General features: G+C 69.7%; 17 protein-coding genes. 8 read left to right on the forward strand and 9 right to left on the reverse strand.

What is annotated here, in order from left to right; all coding sequences use genetic code 11:
- Window positions 1–138 precede the first annotated feature (138 nt).
- The 3 genes from FU260_RS20900 (at window position 139) to FU260_RS20910 (ending at window position 1,214) form a co-directional block, all read left to right on the forward strand.
- Window positions 139–546 (forward strand): phage holin family protein, encoded by a 408-nt coding sequence (locus tag FU260_RS20900; protein ID WP_147918800.1) that lies wholly within the window; start codon window positions 139–141, stop codon window positions 544–546.
- Window positions 543–839: a DUF3618 domain-containing protein gene (locus FU260_RS20905; protein WP_147918801.1), complete on the forward strand. Its 297-nt coding sequence runs from the start codon at window positions 543–545 to the stop codon at window positions 837–839. The genes FU260_RS20900 and FU260_RS20905 overlap by 4 nt, the downstream gene beginning before the upstream one ends.
- 174 nt (window positions 840–1,013) lie before the next feature.
- A complete protein-coding gene (locus FU260_RS20910; RefSeq protein WP_147919651.1) occupies window positions 1,014–1,214 on the forward strand; it encodes a DUF3073 domain-containing protein in 201 nt (66 codons plus the stop codon).
- A 265-nt stretch (window positions 1,215–1,479) separates the two neighbouring features.
- Here FU260_RS20910 and FU260_RS20915 read toward each other — a convergent pair whose 3' ends face one another.
- Window positions 1,480–2,160 (reverse strand): TetR/AcrR family transcriptional regulator, encoded by a 681-nt coding sequence (locus FU260_RS20915; RefSeq protein ID WP_210418142.1) that lies wholly within the window; start codon window positions 2,158–2,160, stop codon window positions 1,480–1,482.
- A 74-nt stretch (window positions 2,161–2,234) separates the two neighbouring features.
- On the opposite strand from FU260_RS20915, the gene FU260_RS20920 reads away from it, so the two are divergent.
- Together FU260_RS20920 and FU260_RS20925 are read left to right on the forward strand one after the other, a co-directional pair.
- The gene (locus FU260_RS20920; protein ID WP_147918802.1) at window positions 2,235–3,248 is read left to right on the forward strand and encodes an ABC transporter ATP-binding protein; all 1,014 of its coding nucleotides are present in this window, start codon (window positions 2,235–2,237) and stop codon (window positions 3,246–3,248) included.
- Window positions 3,245–4,012 (forward strand): ABC transporter permease, encoded by a 768-nt coding sequence (locus tag FU260_RS20925; RefSeq protein ID WP_147918803.1) that lies wholly within the window; start codon window positions 3,245–3,247, stop codon window positions 4,010–4,012. Before FU260_RS20920 ends, FU260_RS20925 begins: the two co-directional genes overlap by 4 nt.
- 180 nt (window positions 4,013–4,192) lie before the next feature.
- On the opposite strand, the gene purM is transcribed toward FU260_RS20925, so the two are convergent.
- Both purM and purF read right to left on the reverse strand, forming a co-directional pair.
- On the reverse strand, window positions 4,193–5,329 hold the full coding sequence (gene purM / locus FU260_RS20930) for a phosphoribosylformylglycinamidine cyclo-ligase (protein WP_147918804.1): 1,137 nt from the start codon (window positions 5,327–5,329) through the stop codon (window positions 4,193–4,195).
- Entirely contained in the window at window positions 5,326–6,867 is a 1,542-nt protein-coding gene (gene purF, locus FU260_RS20935) for an amidophosphoribosyltransferase (protein WP_147919653.1), read from the reverse strand. Before purF ends, purM begins: the two co-directional genes overlap by 4 nt.
- 630 nt (window positions 6,868–7,497) lie before the next feature.
- Between purF and FU260_RS20940 the strand changes: the two genes are divergently transcribed.
- Complete coding sequence (locus FU260_RS20940; protein WP_147918805.1) at window positions 7,498–8,127, forward strand: hypothetical protein; 630 nt, start codon at window positions 7,498–7,500, stop codon at window positions 8,125–8,127.
- 212 nt (window positions 8,128–8,339) lie between these two features.
- Here FU260_RS20940 and FU260_RS20945 read toward each other — a convergent pair whose 3' ends face one another.
- The 3 genes from FU260_RS20945 to FU260_RS20955 are packed head-to-tail and all read right to left on the reverse strand — an operon-like array spanning window position 8,340 to window position 10,738.
- Entirely contained in the window at window positions 8,340–9,809 is a 1,470-nt protein-coding gene (locus tag FU260_RS20945) for an RNB domain-containing ribonuclease (RefSeq protein ID WP_147918806.1), read from the reverse strand.
- Window positions 9,806–10,369, reverse strand: coding sequence for a hypothetical protein (locus FU260_RS20950; protein ID WP_147918807.1), 564 nt, complete (start codon window positions 10,367–10,369; stop codon window positions 9,806–9,808). Before FU260_RS20950 ends, FU260_RS20945 begins: the two co-directional genes overlap by 4 nt.
- A 9-nt stretch (window positions 10,370–10,378) precedes the next feature.
- Complete coding sequence (locus FU260_RS20955) at window positions 10,379–10,738, reverse strand: sterol carrier family protein (protein WP_147918808.1); 360 nt, start codon at window positions 10,736–10,738, stop codon at window positions 10,379–10,381.
- 245 nt (window positions 10,739–10,983) lie between these two features.
- On the opposite strand from FU260_RS20955, the gene cspE reads away from it, so the two are divergent.
- Window positions 10,984–11,187, forward strand: coding sequence for a transcription antiterminator/RNA stability regulator CspE (cspE, locus tag FU260_RS20960; RefSeq protein ID WP_147918809.1), 204 nt, complete (start codon window positions 10,984–10,986; stop codon window positions 11,185–11,187).
- Between the two features lie 214 nt (window positions 11,188–11,401).
- Here the strand turns inward: cspE and FU260_RS20965 are convergent, their stop codons facing one another.
- From FU260_RS20965 to purL, 3 genes are all read right to left on the reverse strand, one after another.
- Window positions 11,402–12,817 (reverse strand): NAD-dependent malic enzyme, encoded by a 1,416-nt coding sequence (locus tag FU260_RS20965; protein ID WP_147918810.1) that lies wholly within the window; start codon window positions 12,815–12,817, stop codon window positions 11,402–11,404.
- Window positions 12,818–13,113: 296 nt separating this feature from the next.
- Window positions 13,114–14,043, reverse strand: coding sequence for an aldose 1-epimerase family protein (locus tag FU260_RS20970; protein WP_147918811.1), 930 nt, complete (start codon window positions 14,041–14,043; stop codon window positions 13,114–13,116).
- A gap of 94 nt (window positions 14,044–14,137) precedes the next feature.
- Window positions 14,138–16,447: a phosphoribosylformylglycinamidine synthase subunit PurL gene (gene purL / locus FU260_RS20975; RefSeq protein ID WP_147918812.1), complete on the reverse strand. Its 2,310-nt coding sequence runs from the start codon at window positions 16,445–16,447 to the stop codon at window positions 14,138–14,140.
- 319 nt (window positions 16,448–16,766) lie between these two features.
- Here purL and FU260_RS20980 point away from each other — a divergent pair, with 319 nt between their 5' ends.
- Window positions 16,767–17,591: a thioesterase family protein gene (locus FU260_RS20980; RefSeq protein ID WP_168211892.1), complete on the forward strand. Its 825-nt coding sequence runs from the start codon at window positions 16,767–16,769 to the stop codon at window positions 17,589–17,591.
- The last annotated feature ends 217 nt before the right edge of the window (window positions 17,592–17,808 follow it).

Below are 17,808 nucleotides of genomic sequence, written 5' to 3' on the forward strand. Positions count from 1 at the left end.
TCAAGTAGTGGCCGAACGCCCTACCTCCGTAGACTGCGTGTTGCCGAACTTCCCGTTGCGCGGTTGGGTGGAGGCATTGCAGGTGTCGGCGGATCAGAGGTCGGCACGCAGAGGGACATCAGCGAGAGGTGAGACACGGTGAGCGAGACGAAGGGCACAGCACCCCGGGAGGCCGAACCTTCGATCGGCACATTGGTGGGCAGGCTCACCGATTCCCTGTCCAAGCTCCTCCGAGACGAGCTGCAGCTGTTGCAGGCGCAGATCGCCGAGAAGGGTAAGTCGGTAGGCGTCGGTGCCGGCATGTTCGCTGGCGCTGCCGTGTTCGGCCTGTTCGGGCTCGGCTGGCTCCTCACCGCGGCGATGCTCGGCCTGGCCACTGTGCTGCCGTTCTGGGCTGCCGCGCTGATCGTGGCCGGCGCTGTGCTCCTGATCGCGGCGATCCTGGCTCTGGTCGGCAAGTCGATGCTGAGCAAGGGTGAGACCCCGCAGCCCAAGGAGAACGTGATGAAGGACGTCGACGCGATCAAGCAGGGGGTTTCCAAATGAGCGAAGAAGCGCCGAAGAAGCGCACTGCGGCAGAGATCGAGGCGGACCTGAACCGCACCCGCGAGGAACTCACCCGCGCAGTGGACGAGCTGTCCGCCCGAGTGGACCCGCGCCGCCAGGTGGAGGAGATCCGCAACCAGGCTCGAGCGAAGTTCGAGAAGGCTTCGACCCAGGGCAAGTCGTTCGCCGAAGACGTCAAGGCCGGTAATCCCAAGGCGATCGCGGTTGTCGGCGCAGCCGTTGCGGTGGTCGTAGCGGTCGGCGCAGCCGTAGTTTCTCGCAAGAAGAAGTGACGCTGCCCACATCCTGATACGCGGGATCGCTACTTCCCCGTCTCGACGGCGCTTCGAGTTAGCCCGAAGCGCCCGCTTCGGGGTACGGTTGTCCCACGACAAATGACCAATTCCCGGCGTCGCTACGTCCTCGGACGATGTAGCGCCGGCACCGAAGGTGGAGGGGGTCACGCCATGGGGCGCGGCCGTCAGAAGGCAAAGCAGACCAAGGTCGCTCGGAAGCTGAAGTACTACAGCCCCGAGACGGACTACACCGCGCTCGAGCGCGAACTGTCCTCATCGACCCAGACCGACCTCGCGGACCGGTATGACTTACCGTCCGGCGAGGACGTGGACGAGGACGACTGGCACGCGCCGTCATCCCGCCACGGTTGAGTCCCGCGGTCCACGCATCACCCGTCCGCTCCCCCGCCCCGGCACAGCCCGACGGCGGGGGTCGGCGCGGCCTGAGACCTCGCCTCGGGTAGTGCTGCTCGGGTGCGGCGAGATCCGCCCAGGTGAGTTCTGCCGCCCACAACGCCGGCTGCCCCGCTGAGCACCGCAGGCCGCCCGGGTGAGCACCGCCGTCGGCTCTAGGCCACCCCCATACCGTCGCCGATGCCGGGCCGCCCCGTGGGGCACTGTCCCGATCCCGGACGACCTAGCGATCTGACCCGATTCCGGCGAGGAGGCTGTCCACACCCCGCCGGAACGTCTCCTCCACGTCCATCGACTCGCCACCGGTCCGCGACTGCTCCCGCAACAGTGCGCTGAGGTGCGGATGCTGCTCCGGGTCGGCAAGCGCTGCCACATGGGCGGCGCCGACACTGGGGTCGGTCCGAGCATCCGCCGACTCTTGACTGCCGAAGTTCATCGCCCAGCCAGAGAGCAGAGCGATGCCGAGCATGCTCGAACCGGCGTCGGCACCTAGCGGAGTCAAGGCTGCAACCATCCGGTCGAGGAGCCGGACGCCGTTGGGCCCTCGCGCGGGAGTGCTGATGTCGGCCAACCATGGATGCCGGCGGTAGGCCGCCCGGATCTGCTCGAGGATCATCAGGACATCGGTGCGCACATCGCCGGTGATCGGAGCGAAGACGTACTCGCCGGCGATCCGGTCCGCCATCAGATCTTCGATGTCGGTCTTACCAGTGACGTAGCGGTAGAGCGATGCAGGACCAGTCCCCAACGCTGTAGCGACCCCGCGCATCGATAGCTTGTCCAGGCCGTCAGCATCAGCGATCTGGATCGCCGCCTCGCCGATCTCGCTGAACGTGTACCGAGGGCGCGGACCTGGGCGCCCATCCTGGGCACGGAGCCAGATCGGGGTTGTAGGGCTGTCCACGGCCTCATCATGCATCATCTCGGGCCGCACAGCCATAGTTGCGAACGATGTTCGCAATGCCATACGCTCACCTCATGAGAACTGAGAACAGTATTCGCAGATCGTCTGTGGCGCAGCCGATCGTTGAGCTGGACGGCGTCACCAAGTCGTTCGGCCCGCACCGCGCCATCGACCGGCTGGCGCTGACCATCGCTCGTGGTGAGGTCCACGCGCTGCTCGGCCCGAACGGGTCCGGCAAGAGCACTACCGTTCGGATGATCGCCACGTTGCTGCGCCCCGACGCAGGTACGGTCCGGATCCTCGGGTACGACACCGTCCGGGATGCGGCGGCCGTCAAGAAGCACCTTGGCCTGGTCGGCCAGTTTGCGGCCCTCGACCTACGGCTGACCGGACTGGAGAACCTCACGATGTTCGGTGCACTGGCCGGCCTCTCCCGTCGACAGGCCCGCGAGCGGGCGCACGAGCTGCTCGACCGGTTCGGGCTCGCCGAAGCAGGACACCGGCTGGTCTCAGGCTGGTCGGGTGGGATGCGACGTCGCCTGGACATCGTCGCTGCCGTGGTGGTGACGCCATCGGTCCTGCTCCTGGACGAACCGACGACTGCCCTCGACCCGGTCAGCCGGATGGTCGTCTACGACATGGTGCGAACGATGGCCCAGGAGGGGACGGCGGTCGTCTTGACGACCCAGTACCTGGACGAAGCGGACCAGCTCGCCGACCGGGTGACCATCCTCGAGCACGGTCGCACTGTCGTCGAGGGTTCACCCACCGACATCAAGCGCACTGTCGGCGAGGGCATCACCGTCACCGTCGATGACCGCGACGCGGACCGGACCGCGCCCACTACCGCAGCCCTGGGCCTGCGCACGGCCGACCGCGAACCGGGTGAGACCGCCGGCACGGCTCGGCTCACCCTAGTCGCCGAGGACGAACGACACCGGCCCACCCTTGCCGCCGTGCTCCGGGCGCTCGACGACGCAGGCATCGGCGTCGACGACATCGGGCGCCGGCATCCCACGCTCGACGAGGCATTCCTCGCACTGACCGGAACACCACATAACGACGACCACCAGGAGGCACTCCGATGACACCAGGGCGGGTCACCCTCACGCGCAATCTGCTCGTCTACCGGCACCAGCCCGCACTCCTGGCGGTCACCCTCGCCGCGCCACTGGGCATGATGGTGCTGTTCGGCTTCGTCTTCGGCGGATCACTGTCCGGCGGCGAAGGCGAGGCCTATCGCGCGTTCATGGTGCCGGGGATGTTCGTCCTGGTAGCGGCGATGGGCGTGATCGCCACGGCGTCGACGGCGAACGCGGACCTCCGTGCCGGGATCACCGACCGGTTCCGGTCGCTCCCCATCTCCTCGGTGGCGGTCCCCCATGGGCTGGCACTCGCCGAGACCATCGCCGGTACCGTCTCGCTCGCCCTGATGGGCGGAGTCGGACTGCTGGCCGGCTGGCGCATCGAGGGCGGGGCCACCGATGCCGCCCTTGCCCTCCTCATCCTGATCGCTGCCCGCTGGGCACTGAGCTGGCTCGGGATCGCGATCGGCGTGACGGTGCGCAACGAGCAGATGCTGCAGCAGATCGCACCTCTGATCTTCGGTCTGGTCATGCTCTCCAACGTGTTCGTCCCGACCCAGACGATGCCGGTGATCCTCCGCCAGATCGCCGAGTGGAACCCGGTCAGCTCCTTCGTCGAGGCCGTCCGGCAGCTATTCGGCAACGCGGTCCCCCTCCCTGCCGACGCCGCGTTGCCCCTGCAGCATCCAGTCGCCACCAGTCTGGTCTGGCTGGGCGTGCTGACGCTGCTCTCGGTGCCCATCGTGGTCCGCAGCTACCGCTCCTGAGAGCGGTGGCACCGGTACGGAAACGCGACCGCTTCGAGGGTCAGAGCCGCGACTGGGTGAGCTGCGCGGTCGCGAGCGCAACCGACCAGGGCAAGCTACGCCGTCGCGAGCGCAACCGACCAGGGTGGGCTACGACGTCGGCGACTGACGCCGCCCCGGTGAGTGACGCCGTCGGCGCCCTCAGTGCGTGCGGTACTCGCCGAGAAGGCGCACGGCGCCGCCGTGGACGCCCTTAGTGCCGGAGACCAGCTGAGCGTCCGCGCTCTCCTCGACTTCGGCCGCGGCACGCACGACGCCGAGCTCCCAGGCGGGCAGACCCCGGTCCGCGCAGGTGGCCAAGGTCGCGTCCAGGCCATCGCCATCGCCATCGACTACAGCCACCATGCCCACACCCAGGTTGAGGGTGTTCTGCAGGTCGGTCCAGGGCACTGCGCCGAGGCGGCGGACCAGGTCGAACACCGGCGGCACGGTCCAGGAGTCGCGGTGGACGTCGGCGACCAGCCCGGCGGGCAGGACCCGGGCAAGATTGGCCGCCAGGCCGCCGCCGGTCACATGGGTGAACGCATGCACCCCGGCTCGTTCGTCGCGCGCTAGGGCAAGACAGTCCGCGGCGTACACCCGGGTGGGCTCGAGCAGTTCCTCGCCCAGGGTGCGGCCGAGCTCATCCACCTGCCGGTCGAGCTGCCAGCCGGCGACCTCGATCACCCGGCGCACCAGCGAATAGCCGTTGGAGTGCAGCCCACTCGCGCCCAGGGCCACCAGCACATCGCCCGGCCGCACCCGGTCCGGGCCGAGAAGATCATCGGCCTCGACCACACCAGTGGCCGCGCCGGCGACGTCGTACTCCCCGGGAGCAAGCAGACCTGGGTGCTCGGCGGTCTCTCCACCCACCAGCGCGGTGCCGGCCACCTGACAGGCGGCAGCGATGCCGCGGACGATGTCGGCGATCCGTTCCGGGACCACCGATCCACACGCGATGTAGTCGGTCATCACCAGCGGTTCGGCGCCGACCACCACGATGTCGTCGACCACCATGCCCACCAGGTCGAAGCCGATGGTGTCGTGGATGTCCAGGGCCTGCGCGATCGCCACCTTGGTGCCTACGCCGTCGGTGGAGCTGGCCAGCAGCGGGCGCCGGTAACGGGTCAGTGCCGAGGCGTCGTACAGGCCGGCGAAGCCGCCGACACCGCCGAGCACCTGAGGGCCGTGGGTGGCGCGGACGGCGTCTTTCATCAGCTCGACCGCCCGGTCGCCGGCCTCGGTGTCGACGCCGGCTGAGGCGTAAGTGATCGCAGGTGTCGCAGTGGGTTCGGTCATGGGTGCTGCAGCGCTCCAGCTCCGCCCGGGGTCACGGACAACGAGTGCAGGCCGTCCTCGGGTGCCCCGAGCGGCAGGTCGGCGTGGCCGGCCAGATCGCCGGCCTGATCGGGTTCCACCGGGACCGGGTAGCTGCCGGTGAAGCAGGCGGCGCACAGCCGGTCGGCGGGCTGTGCGGTGGCAGCGATCATTCCGTCGGTGGAGATGTAGCCAAGGGAGTCCGCCCCCAGACCGTGGCCGATCGCCTCCACGGTCAGGCCATTGGCGATCAGCTCGGCGCGGGTGGCGAAGTCGATGCCGTAGAAGCACGGCCACTTCACCGGTGGGGAGGAGATGCGCACGTGCACCTCGGCAGCACCGGCCTCGCGCAGCATCCGGATGAGCGCACGCTGGGTGTTGCCGCGCACGATCGAGTCGTCCACCACCACCAGTCGCTTGCCCCGGATCACCTCGCGCAGCGGATTGAGCTTGAGCCGGATGCCGAGCTGGCGGATGGTCTGGCTCGGCTGGATGAAGGTGCGGCCCACGTAGGCGTTCTTGGTCAGCCCCTGGGCGAACGGGATCCCGGACTCGGTGGCGTAGCCGATCGCGGCCGGTGTGCCGGACTCCGGCACCGGAATCACCAGGTCCGCCTCCGCCGAGTGCTCGCGGGCCAGTGCGCGGCCCATCTCTACCCGAGCGGCGTTCACCGAGCGGCCGGCGATGGTGGTGTCCGGGCGGGCGAGGTAGACGTACTCGAACACACAGCCCTTCGGCTTGGCCTCGGCGAAGCGCTGGGAGTGCAGGCCGTCGGCGTCGATCACCAGCAGCTCACCAGGTTCGACCTCCCGAACGAACGCGGCACCCACGATGTCCAGGGCCGCGGTCTCCGACGCCACCACCCAGCCGCGCTCCAGACGGCCGAGCACCAACGGGCGGATACCCTGCGGGTCGCGTGCGGCGTAGAGGGTGTCCTCCGTCATGAACGCCAGCGAGAAGGCGCCGCGCAGCCGGGGGAGCACGTCCAGGGCGGTCTGGGTCAGGCTGTGCTCGGCATCGCCATGCAGCAGGGCGGTGAGCACCGTGGTGTCCGAGGCGCAATCGACGCCGTCGTCGGGCAGATCGATGCCGTAACGCTCGGCGACCAGCCGGGTGAGCGCCCGGGTGTTGGTCAGGTTGCCATTGTGGCCCAGCGCGAGGGTGCCGGAGGCGGTCGGGCCGAGCGTGGGCTGAGCGTTCTCCCAGGTGCGCGCGCCGGTGGTGGCGTAGCGCGTGTGACCCAGGGCGATGTGCCCGGTCAGCGTGCTCAGCGCCATGTCGTCGAATACCTGGGACACCAGGCCCATGTCCTTGTAGACGAGGATCTGTGCGCCGTTGCTGGTAGCGATACCGGCAGACTCCTGGCCCCGGTGCTGTAGTGCGTAGAGCCCGAAGTAGGTCAGTTTGGCGACCTCTTCACCGGGGGCCCAGACGCCGAACACACCGCAGGCGTCCTGGGGGGCCTTCTCGCCGGGGAGGATGTCGTGCGTGAGCTGACCGTCACCGCGTACCACGCCCATATCGTCCCACACCGCGCGGCGCCCGCCGTACCCGCCTCCCGCTGCGCCCTCCGCGCCCCGCGCCACTCCCCCACACCGGCCGATCCCTGCCCCTCCCCGGGTCATCGGAGGTACCCCCGGCGATCGGAGGGAATCTCTACCCTCACTCCGATCCCGCAAACTACCTCCGTTCGCTGCACCGACGGACTTGCCGTCCCGTTGCCACTGTTTCCACAGCCCGCCGGCGCACGGAATCCGCGATTGGTAGGGACGTGATGGCCTCGGGCGATGCCATCCTCATCTCTACCTCCACCGCCCGACCTCCCCTTCGGACCTGATGGCCTCGTGACCCATGCGGCAGCCGCCACGCTGGGACGCCGCGAGCTACTTCGCAGCCTTCATGGTCAGGGGCACCTCGAACGCGTCGCCCGGGGTGCGTACCGGCAGCCGCTGGATAGGACCCGGCCCGCCATGGAACGCGCGGCGCTGGCCTACCTCCATCTCGTGTTGGCGGCCTCACGGCGGCTACTCCATCCGGTCTTCACCGGATACTCGGCCGCCGCTCTGTACCGACTGCCTATCGTCGGGCGCTGGCCCCGCGACGTCTACGTGTTGGGCACGGGTGCGCACGGGTCCCGTCGCCCTGGTGTCGTGACGGTCGGTCAACGACAACAGCTCGAGGTCGTCGAGCGCGACGGCCGGCTAGTCACGTCGGTGGAGCACACCCTGATCCAGCTCTCGCGGATGGCACCCCTGGGCACCGCACTAGTGGCTACCGACGCTGCCCTGCGTGATCTTCCCTATGTCGGCTGCGAACCACTGACCACACTGGAACGCCTCTGCACGGCTCACGAGGCACTGCGCCCGTATCGCGGGTCCGGTCGCGTGCAGGCTGTGCTCTCGCGGGCGACATCCCTGGCTGACGGGCCGCTTGAAAGCGCGAGCCGACTGGTCATCGAGGAACTGGGGTTCGCGGCACCGGTATTGCAGCGTGGCTTGTGGCTGCCGGTTTCGGGCCAAGATGTCTATCTGGACTTCTACTGGGAAGAGGAGCGGATAGCCGGCGAGGCCGACGGCTACGGCAAGTACCTCGGGCCCGGTGGGCCGGGTGTAGCAGCCAGCACGGTCATCGCCGAGAAGCAGCGCGAAGATGAGCTCCGGGAACAGGTCGCCGGGGTGCTGAGGTGGGACTGGCAAGACATGTGGCGCCGCCAACCGCTGGAGCGGAAGCTCCTCCGAGCCGGCATTCCTCGCCCTCGACGTTCGTCACGACTGCTGTAACGGCACCCTCAACCATCGGAGGTAACTTCCGGGGATGGAGGCAAGGTGCAAGCTGCCTCCATCCCCGGAGGTTGCCCTCCGATGAGTGGTGGCTGGTGGGTGGTGGGTGGTGGGTGGTGGGATGCTGGCGGGTGCACCGGGCACCGCGCACCGCGCACCGCGCACCAGGCACCAGGCACCAGGCACCAGGCACCAGGCACCAGGCACCAGGCTCAGTAGGCGAACTCGACCCGGCGCTCGTCCACATCCGCGCGCGAAAGCCGCACGGTGACCTTCTCCCCGAGCGGCAGGCCCACCCCGCGGACCCGGGCCCGGATCGCAGGCTCCGCGATCAGGATGGTGCCGCGGATCTCCACACCCTCATCGTCGCCAGAATCGTCCCCACGCGGGTCATCCACATCCACTACCACACCGGAGAACTTCTGCCCGATCCGCCCACGCAGCATGATCGCCTCGAGCAGGTCCACACAGTGCCGCTCGTACTCGGACGAGCGGCGGCGCGCACGGTCCATGATCCCGGGCAGATCCGGCAGCGCAGTGCGCACCCAGTCGGGCACCTCCTCGCCGGCGGTCTCGGCCAAGCAGATCTCCAGCCCGTACCGGTCCACCAGCCGGCGCAGCGGCGCGGTCACGTGCGCATACTCGGCAGCGATCGCGGAGTGCGGGGACGCAGGCGGGAGGTCGCCGTCGAACGTCAGATAGCCGGAGCCGCGGAACAGCGCCGTCGCCTCGTGGAAGAACGCCGCATGCTCCGGAATCGTGGCGTCAAGGCCGGCGAGCACCTCGCCGTAGCTGGCGTCGGCGGGCCAGTCGATATCGAGCCCGTGCGCAGCACGTCGCACCCGGTTGATATCGCGCTGCTGCGCCGGTTGCAGCGTGCGCAGCACGCCGATCCGCGCCGTGCGCATCAGCTGAGCCGCCGCGATCCCGGTGAGCAGGGAGATCTGCGCGTTCCAGTCCTCCACCGGCAAGTTGGCCCGGTAGACCAGCCGGTACCCGTCGTCGTCGGAGGCCACCTCCTGCTCGGGGATCTCCAACGAAGCCCCACCGCGGGCAATCTCCAGCCGGGCGCGCAGCATCCCGATCTCCGGCAGCAGGGAGAGCGACTCCCCCGCCTCGCCGGCATCGATGCGCTGCTGCACCTGCTCGTAGGTGAGCTGCTCCCGACTGCGCACCAGCGCCCGGCGCACCCCCGCCTCGCGAATCTCGCCCTCCGCATCCAGGCGGATCGTCCACAGGCACGCCGGCCGGGACTGCTCCGGCAACAGGCTCGCGGCCCCCTCGGAGAGCACCGCCGGGTGCAGCGTGATCGAGGTGTCCGGGCCGTAGAAGGTGACGCCGCGGTCGGCGAGTGCAATATCCAGTGCTCCGCCGGCCTGCACGAACGAGGCCGGGTCGGCAATCGCATAGTGCACCAGGTAGCCGTCGCCGTCCCGCTCCAAGTACATCGCCTGGTCCAGGTCCTTGGCCCCCGGCGGATCGACGGTGACCAGTGGCAGTGCGGTGGCATCTTCGGTGGCGGCCGCGGCCTGATCGGCTGCCCGCTCCGCCTCGGCCAGCGCCTCGGGTGGGAACTCACCGGGGACATCGAGCTCGGTCCGCAGCTCCGCCAGCAGCGGCGCGGCGATCTTTGCCGCAGCATTGACCAGCCGCAGGTGGCGCTGCGGTGTCGCGTCGTTCATCGACGTCCCTTTCCGGTCCGCTTCGTCCGGGGCGGCACCCGCGCGGCCCGGTCGGTAAGCATGGCGACGGCGCAGCTCACCAGGATCAGGAACGGCACCAGGATCGTCACCAGCAGCAAGAAAAGCCCCCAGGGGCTGACACCGCTCTGCTCCGCCGCTACCGGGGTGTAGTCCGCAAGCAGGGCAGCCACCGCCGATACGAGCAGTCCCACCAGGGCACCGAACACAACGAACCTTTTGTACCGAGGCGCCCGGCGCACGCGCGAGCGGTCGGCGAGACCGGTGACCTCCGACTCGCCGACCACTGTGCCACCAGCAGCGAGGATCGGTCCGTCCGGATCGGGGCCCGCGCCGGCGGCACCCTCCCGATCGGCGTCCGGGCCAGAAGTAGCGTCCGGGTCGGGCTCCGCGGGGGGCGCCACGTCGACGGCGGGGTCGGCGGTAGTGGCCCCCGCCGAGTGGGCCCCCGCCGAGTGGGGCGTCGCCGGGTCCGGCTCCGCCACTGCGGGCTCTGCGGGGGATGCACCGGAGTCCGCGCCACCGCCGTGCTTGATGCTCATGGTTCGACGCTAGCGGACGAACAGGGGCAGCACTGCATCCAGGTCGGCCCGCTGCCCGGACGCCGTGACCGCACCGGCGGCAACGGCGTCGGCCCAGGTGAGCTGCCCAGTGACCAGCTGCAGCCACGTCTGCTGGTCGGTCTCCACCACGTTCGGTGGGGTACCCCGGGTGTGCCGCGGCCCCTCGATCACCTGCACCACCCCGGCCGGCGGCACCCGCACCTCCACCGAGGTCCCGGGCACTCGCTCGCCGAGCTCCTCCAAGGCGTACCGGACGGCGGTGCGCACCTGGGCGGGCTGCGCCCGCCCCGCCCGCCACTCGGCCAAGGTGCGCGCACCTTCGTCAAGGTCGATCCGCCGTCGTGCCATACCGCCGAAGATACCGCGCCTGGCCGCGGCACGATCCGCCGTCGATACCGGTGGCTGAGGTCTCCATCCACTCCCCCTCGCCCCAATCGGGCTCGCCCGTGTACACTCATTCCCAGGTTGCAGTGAACGAACGTCGAACGCCCCAGACCTGAAGGCTGGGGCGTTTCTCTTCACCGGATGAAGTCGACGGACACCGTGGCTTCCCAGCGCGAGAATCGGGCTGGATTTTCTGTGAAGGACATCGCATGACCGTAGGTACCGTGAAGTGGTTCAACTCCGAGAAGGGCTTTGGCTTCATCGCCCCCGAGGACGGCAGCGCCGACGTGTTCGCGCACTACTCGGCAATCGTGGCCGATGGCTACCGTTCGCTGGAGGAGAACCAGCGTGTGGAGTTCGAGGTGACGCAGGGCCCGAAGGGTCCGCAGGCCTCCAACATCCGCGCTCTCTGAGCCAGCTCGACTGAGCCACGCGTGCCGGTGGCCCCTCTGGGGGTCGCCGGCACGCGTCGTTAACGCCCCGGCCGATCGCGCAGGTACCGCTCACGCCTCGGGCATCATGGTGCCGTACCGCTCACGCCTGCGCCCGATCGCGCACTCACCGCAGACTCTGGTCCGGTGCCACGCACATACGGGCCCGGTACCGCGGAACACCTCGCCGCGTGCGTCAGACCTGGGTCACCGGCGGTCGGGACTCGGCGTCTTGCTCGGCCGCAGCCTGCACCGCCTGCGCGATCTTGGTGTGCAGATTCTGGTTGAACACGCTGGGCACGATGTAGGTGGCGTTCAGCTCCTCCGGGGACACCACGTCAGCGAGGGCGTGCGCGGCCGCGAGAAGCATCTCGTCGGTGATCCGGGTGGACCGCCCGTCCAGCAGACCACGGAAGACGCCGGGGAACGCCAGCACGTTGTTGATCTGGTTGGCGAAGTCGCTGCGCCCGGTGGCCACCACTGCCGCGTGCCGGGTGGCGATCACCGGATCAATCTCCGGCAGCGGGTTCGCCAGCGCGAAGACGATCGCGTTCGGTGCCATCGAGGCGACGTCGGACTCGGTGAGCAGGTTCGGCGCCGAGACCCCGACGAATACGTCGGCATCTCGGATCACTTCGTGCAGCGTGCCCTGGTGGGCGTCGCCGTTGGTGCGTTCGGCGATCCAGGAGAGCGACGGGTCGAGGTTCGGCCGGTCGGTGCGGATCACCCCCTGCACGTCCGCGACCACCACGTTCCGGGCGCCAGCGGCAAGCAGCAGCCGGAGGATGGCGGACCCGGCGGCACCGGCACCGGACTGCACGATCCGCACCTGTCCGATGTCCTTGCCCACCACCTTGAGTGCGTTCGTCAGCGCGGCCAGGGCCACGATGGCGGTGCCGTGCTGGTCGTCGTGGAAGACCGGGATGTCCAGCTCGGCGCGGAGCCGGTCCTCCACCTCGAAGCAGCGCGGTGCGGAGATGTCCTCGAGGTTGATGCCCGCGAACACCGGCGCGATGATCTTCACGGTCCGCACGATCTCGTCCACGTCCTGGGTGTCCAGGCAGATCGGGAAGGCATCGATCCCGGCGAACCGCTTGAACAGCGCGGCCTTCCCCTCCATCACCGGCAGCGCCGCGGTCGCGCCGATGTTCCCCAGGCCGAGCACGGCTGACCCGTCCGTGACGACGGCGATCGTGTTGCGTTTGATGGTCAGTCGCACCGCGTCCTCGGGGTGAGCGGCGAGCTGCTGGCTGACTCGTCCGACGCCCGGGGTGTAGATCAGGGAGAGGTCGTCCCGGTGTCGGATCTGCATCTTCGGCTGGATCTCGATCTTGCCGCCGAGGTGGGCGAGGAAGGTCCGGTCGGAGACGCGGCCGATCACCACACCGGCGATGGTGCCGAGCGCATCGACGATCCGCTTGGCGTCATCCTCACCACCGGTGGCGCAGGTGACGTCCACCTGGAGGCGGTCCACCCCGGAGGCGGAGACGTCCACAGCGGTCACCACACCGCCGGCATGCTCGACCGTGGTGGTGATCGTGCTCACCGCCGACGGCTGCGCCGGCATCTCCAGGCGGACAGTAATCGAGTAACTAACGCTGGGAGAGCTCATCGCCTACCTTCACTAATTTTCCGGCGGCCCCATCGCGGCCGGTGCCAGCCGGGCTCCCCAGATCACGTACTCATGGCGTACCGATCAGCCCGGTACTCGCCATGGTAGACCTTGCCTCGGCTGCCGGGGGCCGCAGCGGGGGGTGTGTCCCCGGTGCGACCGATCCGCGGCCCGTCCGCGGGCCGTCCGCGGGCCGGATCCGCCGGGCCCCGAGCGCTCGCGCGCGCGGCACAATCGGCGGTGGAGTCCACCGCGCCGGGAACCGCACTGGCGAGCGTTCGCGATGACCGGGCGGGTCAGCCCGGCTGACGCACGCTGATCCCCCAGCTTCCGGTGAATTCCTCGCCCGGCTCCAGGGTGATCAGCCCGTCCCCGGAGTTGAAGGCGTCTACGGCGCAGGTCATCGGCTCCACCGCTACGGAGGTGCGCCGGCCTTCGGAGTCGCTGACCTGGTCGGCGGTGTAGAGCAGCACGAACGGCCAGGACTCGTCCTGCCAGAGGCTCACCTGCCAGCCATCCTCGCGGTCGAAGACCACGCGGGCCAGGCCGTCGGAGTCTCGCTCCAGGTCGGTGTAGAGGCCGAGGTGGTGGTTGCCGATCCGGCGGGCGGTGCGGAAGTCGTCATCCTCGTCGACGGCCTTGCGCTCGGTGAGGAACGCGTTCTCGCCGGTGAGGCGGGTAGCCCCCGGGATGGTGATGTCGCCGGCGTTGATCAGCTCGCGCAGTGAGCCTCCGGCACTCAGGTAGGGATGGGTGCCCGCGCCGAACGGCACCGGTTCGGAAGCGAGGTTGCGGACGGTGAGGCGCGACCTGAGCCCTTCGACAGTCAGCTGCCAGGAGACCCGCATCTCCAGTGGCCAGGGGTACCCGGGCCGGGCCGGCAGCACGGCGCCCAGATCCACCCGGTCGGCATCCTGGTCGAGGACCTGAAACGGCACCCACCGGGCCAGCCCATGGATGGCGGAGTCCGGCTCCGGGTCCTGGATCGGCAGCACGTGCTCCTCGCCGTCGACGGTGTACTTCCCGCCGCGGATCCGGTTCGGCCACGGCACCAGCCACTGACCGCGGGCACTGGGGCTGACCCGCTCGGGCCGGTACCCGGCGAGCACGTGCACGCCCTCGACGGTGTAGTTGCGCACCCCGGCGCCGGCCTCGACGATGATCGCCTTCTGGTCTCCGCGGACAAGGATACGTTCGCCCGCTCCGGGCAGTGCAGTACTGGCCATCGCCCCAGGCTACGCGCCCGCCCACTTCGCGTTGCCGCGTATCGTCTCCTGCTCGGCAGGTCGAACAACGATACGCGGCAAATCGACGATCCGGTCAGCCGAAGATCGCCGGCAGAGCCCCTTCGTGCGCCGTGCGCAGCTCCGCCAGTCCGAGCTCGAACGCTCCCGCCAGCTCCAGCCCGTCGCCGCCTGTGGTCCCCAGCAGCAGCACCGGCACCTCGAACTTGCCCGCGAGCTCGGTCACCTCGCCGGCTCGCTCCGGTGCCACCGCTACCAGGGCGCGCCCTCCGGTCTCGGCGAACAGCGCCGTGGCCAGGTCCACACCATCCCGGGCCAGCACACCGCCCAGATCCACGCTCACCCCGACCCCGTGACGCAGCACGGCATCGGCGAGAGACTGCAGCAGCCCGCCGTCGGACAGGTCGTGTGCGGCCCGCGCAAGACCCGTGCGTCCGGCGCCGATGAGTACCTCCGCGAGGTTGCGCTCCGCGGTCAGGTCCGCCACCGGTGGCCGCCCGCCCAGGTGGTCGTGCCTCACCTGTGCCCAGACCGAGCCGGAGAGGTCCTCGGCCGTTGCCCCGAGCAGGAACACCTCGAGGCCATCAGCGTCCCAGGCCGACGGCGTCACCCGAGCGACGTCGTCGAGCACACCGAGCACGCCCACCACCGGGGTCGGGTTGATCGAGGCGTCGATGTGCCCCACGCCCACCTCTCCGGCCAGGGTGGAGTTGTACAGGGACACGTTCCCGCCGGTCACCGGCACCCCGAGCTCGGCGCACGCGTCGGCCAGCCCGGTGATCGCCTGCACCAGCTGCCACATCGCATCCGGGTCCTCCGGCGAGCCGAAGTTCAGGCAGTCGGTCACCGCCAGCGGCCGGGCGCCCACTGTGGCCACGTTCCGGTAGGCCTCGGCGAGCGCGAGCTGGGCACCCCCATAGGGGTCCAGCTTGGTGAACCGGCCGTTGGCGTCGGTGGCCAGCGCCACCCCGAGCCCGGAGTTCTCGTCCACCCGGACCACGCCGGCGTCGTCGGGCTGGGACATCGCCGTGTTGCCCTGCACGTATCGGTCGTACTGGTCGGTGACCCAGGCCTTCGAGGCGAGGTTCGGGGAGGCGAGCAGCGCCAGCGCCTGCTCGCGCACCTGGTCCGGCGAGGTGGGCCTCGGCAGGTGAGCTGCGTCGTCGGCGTTCAGCGCATCCTGCCAGGCAGGCTTCGCGTACGGGCGGTCATAGACCGGCCCCTCGTGCGCGACGGTACGCGGGTCCACGTCCACGATCCGGTGCCCGTGGTGGTCGATGGTCAACCGGCCGGTGTCGGTGACCTCCCCGATCACCGCGGTCTCCACGTCCCACTTGGCGGTGATGGCGAGGAACTCCTCGAGCCGCTCCGGGGTGACCACCGCCATCATCCGCTCCTGCGACTCGCTCATCAGGATCTCGCCGGCGGTCAGCGTGGGGTCGCGCAGCAGCACGTTCTCCAGGTCCACGTGCATGCCGCCCTCACCGTTGGAGGCGAGCTCGCTGGTGGCGCAGGAGATCCCGGCGGCGCCGAGGTCCTGGATCGCCTCGACCGTGCGTGCGGCGAACAGCTCCAGGCAGCACTCGATCAGCACCTTCTCCATGAACGGGTCGCCGACCTGCACACTGGGCCGCTTGGACGGCTTGTCCGCGTCGAAGGTCTCGCTCGCCAGGATGGAGGCGCCGCCGATGCCGTCACCGCCGGTGCGGGCGCCGAACAGCACCACCTTGTTGCCCACCCCTTCGGCGTTGGCGAGGTGGATGTCCTCGTGCCGCAGCACACCCACACAGAGGGCGTTCACCAACGGGTTGCGCTGGTAGGACGGGTCGAACTCCAGCTCGCCGCCGATGTTCGGTAGGCCGAGGCTGTTGCCATAGCCGCCCACACCGGCGACCACCCCGTGCACCACCCGGGCGGTGTCCGGGTGATCGACCGCACCGAACCGGAGCTGATCCATCACTGCCACCGGGCGGGCACCCATCGAGATGATGTCCCGGACGATGCCGCCCACCCCGGTAGCTGCCCCCTGATAGGGCTCCACGAACGAGGGGTGGTTGTGCGACTCGACCTTGAAGGTGACCGCCCAGCCGTCGCCGATGTCCACCACGCCGGCGTTCTGCCCGATGCCGACCAGCAGGTGGGCGCGCATCTCCTCGGTCGTCTTCTCCCCGAACTGGCCGAGGTGGCGTTTGGAGGACTTGTAGGAGCAGTGCTCGGACCACATCACCGAGTACATCGCCAGCTCGGCGGCGGTGGGCCGGCGGCCGAGGATGCCGGTGATTCGGGTGTACTCGGCCTCGGTCAGGCCGAGCTCCGCGTACGGCAGCTCACCCTCCGGGTTGGCGGCGGCGGCCGCCACAGTGTCTGGCTGGTGAACGTCGGTCATGACAGACCCCCGGGGCGGCGGCGAGTGGGCACGGCCCACAGGGTACCCGCCCGGGGCGGGCCGCCAGGTGGGTGGCCCAGCGTTCGGACTGCCGCGAGCGCGCTGCCTCACCTGGAGGTCCGGCGCGACGGCGCAGCCCGCCTGGGTCTCGACTCTCACCATGGCCCCGCTCCCGGACGACGGCGCAGCCCGCCTGGGTCTCGACTCCCACCATGGCCCCGCTCCCGGACGACGGCGCAGCCCGCCTGGGTCTCGACTCTCACCTTCGCCGGTGGTGGCCACTTCCGGGCCATGGGCCGGCCCGGGAGACAATGCCGCAGTGAGCAACTCACCTGTACCTAGCTACTTCCTGCCCGCCGGCCCGGACCGGTACACACCCACGGAGCACGTGGAGGGGGCATGGAGCGACCGGGAGCAGCACGTCAGCCCGCTGGCGGGTCTGCTGGTGCACCACATGGAGTCCTACCGGCAGCAGCCTGGCCGCTCCGATGGCAAAGCGCTGAGCCGGGTCACGTTCGACATCCTCGGCCCGATCGCGCGGGCGGAGATCGCGCTGGAGACTGCGGTGCTGCGGCCGGGCCGCTCGGTGGAACTGATGCAGACCACCGCCACGATCGAGGGACGACCCACGCTCACCGCCCGCGGCTGGTACCTCTCCGCCTCCGACACCGCGGCAGTGGCCGGCACCGATCTGCCGGCTCTGCCGGATCCGGACACGTTCGAGCCGTTCGCGATGAGCGACACCTGGCCAGGGGGCTTTGTCCGCAGCGTCACCGCTCGGTCCGCCGCAGCGCCGAGGCCCGGCCGGGCCACGGTGTGGGTGAGCACCGACATCGCGCTGGTCGGCGGCGAGCAGGTCGGCGGCGAGCAGGTCGGCGGCGAGCAGGTCGGCGCCCTGGCTGCGTATATCGGGCTGATCGACGCAGCAAACGGGGTGGCCGTGCGGCAGCAGCCGACCGAGTGGCTGTTTCCGAACGTTGACCTGAGCGTGCACCTGTTCCGGCAGCCGGTCGGGCCCTGGGTGGGACTGGACACCACGGTGAGCTTCGGCCCAGCCGGGCACGGCTTGACCAGCAGCGTGCTGCACGACGTCGGCGGCCCGATCGGCACCGCCGCGCAGTCATTGCTGCTGCGCGAACGCTGAGGCCAGCGGCTCAGCGTCATGCAACAGCGGGCACCGGTAACCGCTATTGCATGACCTTCGCGAGGTTGACCGGCGAGGTTGACCGGCCGGAACCGGCTCCGCCGCGCGAACGTCTTCTCACTGACCCAGGTCTGCGCCCCCAATCTCCAGCATCCTGGACAACTGCCGGGATTCCCGTTCTGCACGGATGCGCATATCGGGCGGGAAGTATTGCAGC

Source organism: Ruania zhangjianzhongii (assembly GCF_008000995.1).
Lineage (GTDB): Bacteria > Actinomycetota > Actinomycetes > Actinomycetales > Beutenbergiaceae > Ruania > Ruania zhangjianzhongii.

Excerpts from the sequence above, each read along its gene's own strand:
- FU260_RS20905 (WP_147918801.1), top strand. The coding sequence starts at position 543 with ATGAGCGAAGAAGCGCCGAAGAAGCGCACTGCGGCAGAGATCGAGGCG.
- FU260_RS20910 (WP_147919651.1), top strand. The coding sequence starts at position 1,014 with ATGGGGCGCGGCCGTCAGAAGGCAAAGCAGACCAAGGTCGCTCGGAAG.
- FU260_RS20920 (WP_147918802.1), top strand. The coding sequence starts at position 2,235 with ATGAGAACTGAGAACAGTATTCGCAGATCGTCTGTGGCGCAGCCGATC.
- FU260_RS20925 (WP_147918803.1), top strand. The coding sequence starts at position 3,245 with ATGACACCAGGGCGGGTCACCCTCACGCGCAATCTGCTCGTCTACCGG.
- purM (WP_147918804.1), bottom strand. The coding sequence starts at position 5,329 with ATGACCGAACCCACTGCGACACCTGCGATCACTTACGCCTCAGCCGGC.
- purF (WP_147919653.1), bottom strand. The coding sequence starts at position 6,867 with ATGGGCGTGGTACGCGGTGACGGTCAGCTCACGCACGACATCCTCCCC.
- FU260_RS20945 (WP_147918806.1), bottom strand. The coding sequence starts at position 9,809 with ATGAACGACGCGACACCGCAGCGCCACCTGCGGCTGGTCAATGCTGCG.
- FU260_RS20950 (WP_147918807.1), bottom strand. The coding sequence starts at position 10,369 with ATGAGCATCAAGCACGGCGGTGGCGCGGACTCCGGTGCATCCCCCGCA.
- FU260_RS20955 (WP_147918808.1), bottom strand. The coding sequence starts at position 10,738 with ATGGCACGACGGCGGATCGACCTTGACGAAGGTGCGCGCACCTTGGCC.
- cspE (WP_147918809.1), top strand. The coding sequence starts at position 10,984 with ATGACCGTAGGTACCGTGAAGTGGTTCAACTCCGAGAAGGGCTTTGGC.
- FU260_RS20965 (WP_147918810.1), bottom strand. The coding sequence starts at position 12,817 with ATGAGCTCTCCCAGCGTTAGTTACTCGATTACTGTCCGCCTGGAGATG.
- FU260_RS20970 (WP_147918811.1), bottom strand. The coding sequence starts at position 14,043 with ATGGCCAGTACTGCACTGCCCGGAGCGGGCGAACGTATCCTTGTCCGC.
- purL (WP_147918812.1), bottom strand. The coding sequence starts at position 16,447 with ATGACCGACGTTCACCAGCCAGACACTGTGGCGGCCGCCGCCGCCAAC.